This is a genomic window from Bradyrhizobium sp., from assembly GCF_016462955.1.
Taxonomy (GTDB): Bacteria; Pseudomonadota; Alphaproteobacteria; order Rhizobiales; family Xanthobacteraceae; genus Bradyrhizobium.
In genome coordinates, this window is record NZ_JAEMSD010000013.1 from 1 (window position 1) to 1,413 (window position 1,413).

Sequence of the window (1,413 nt, forward strand, 5' to 3'; positions counted from 1 at the left end):
CTCGAACACCTCGCGCGCCTCGCGCAGCGGCAGGCCCATGATGTGCTCGCCATTGTTGCTGGTCGGCATGGCCGGCACCATGGATCCGACGTCCTGCGGCAGCATGTCGGCGGTGATGATCACCTCCGGCCCGCCGGCGGCGAGAATCATGACTCTCTCGACGTTGTTGCGGAGCTGACGCACATTGCCGGGCCAGACATGCGATTGCAGCACCGCCATCGCGTCCTGACCGATCTGACGCTTAGGTAGGCCGCTGCCGGCCGAGATCTGCTCCATGAAATAGTCGATCAATTCCGGAATGTCCTCGCGGCGCTCCGACAGTGCGGGCACGCGGATCGGCACCACCGAGAGGCGGTGGTAGAGGTCTTCGCGGAAACGGCCCGCCGCGATCTCCTCTTCGAGATTGCGCGCGGTCGAGGAGATGATGCGCACGTCGACCTGCACCTTGGCGGTGCCGCCGACGCGCTGGAACGACTGCTCCACCAGCACGCGCAGGATCTTGTTCTGGGTCTCGCGCGGCATGTCCGCGATCTCGTCGATGAACAGCGTGCCGCCATGCGCCTCTTCGAGCGCGCCGGGCTTGCGCGGCTGCTCGCCATTGGACTGCTCCACGCCGAAGAGCTCGTGCTCCATCCGCTCGGGCGTGATCGCGGCTGCGTTGATCACGACGAACGGACCGTCGGCGCGGCCCGAGGCCGTATGCAGCGTGCGCGCGGTCAATTCCTTGCCGGCGCCCGCAGGGCCGACGATCAGGATGCGGCTGTTGGCCTTGGCTGCGCGCTCGATGGTCTGGCGCAGCTGGTTCATGCTGGGTGAGCGGCCGACGAGCTGGCTTGCGCTCGGCGCGAGCTGCTTCAGCTCCTTGACCTCGCGCTTGAGCCGCGAGTTCTCCAGCGCTCTGGTTGCGACCAGGATCAATCGGTCCGCCTTGAACGGCTTTTCGATGAAGTCGTAGGCGCCGCGCTTGATCGCGGCAACCGCGGTCTCGATGTTGCCGTGGCCGGAGATCATCACCACGGGCAGATCGGCATTGTCCTTCTTGACCTGCTCAAGCAGCTGCAGGCCGTCGAGCTTGGAGCCTTGCAGCCAGATGTCGAGGAACACCAAATGCGGCCTGCGATTGGCAATCTCCGCCAGCGCCGAGTCGCTGTCGCGTGCCGTTCGGGTGACGAACCCCTCGTCCTCGAGAATGCCTGCAACGAGATCCCGAATATCGGCCTCATCATCGACAATCAGAATTTCATTTGCCATGGATCGCGCCTGTCTTGTCAGCTGCCTGTTGAGGCTTCGATTTTGGGTGAATCATTGGTCTTTTCAGCCGGCTCTTTGGTTCCGCCGGACGCTTCTTTTGCGTCCTGGTTCTTGACGGGATCCGTTTGCGTGCCGTCGGGCCTGGATGTCGGCTCGATCGCC

The 1,413-nt window shown here is 64.1% G+C and carries 1 protein-coding gene; it reads right to left on the reverse strand.

Annotation, left to right across the window (positions count from 1 at the left end):
- On the reverse strand, window positions 1-1,251 hold a 1,251-nt coding region (locus JHD07_RS02975; protein WP_291618767.1), incomplete at its 3' end, for a sigma-54 dependent transcriptional regulator.
- Window positions 1,252-1,413 lie beyond the last annotated feature (162 nt).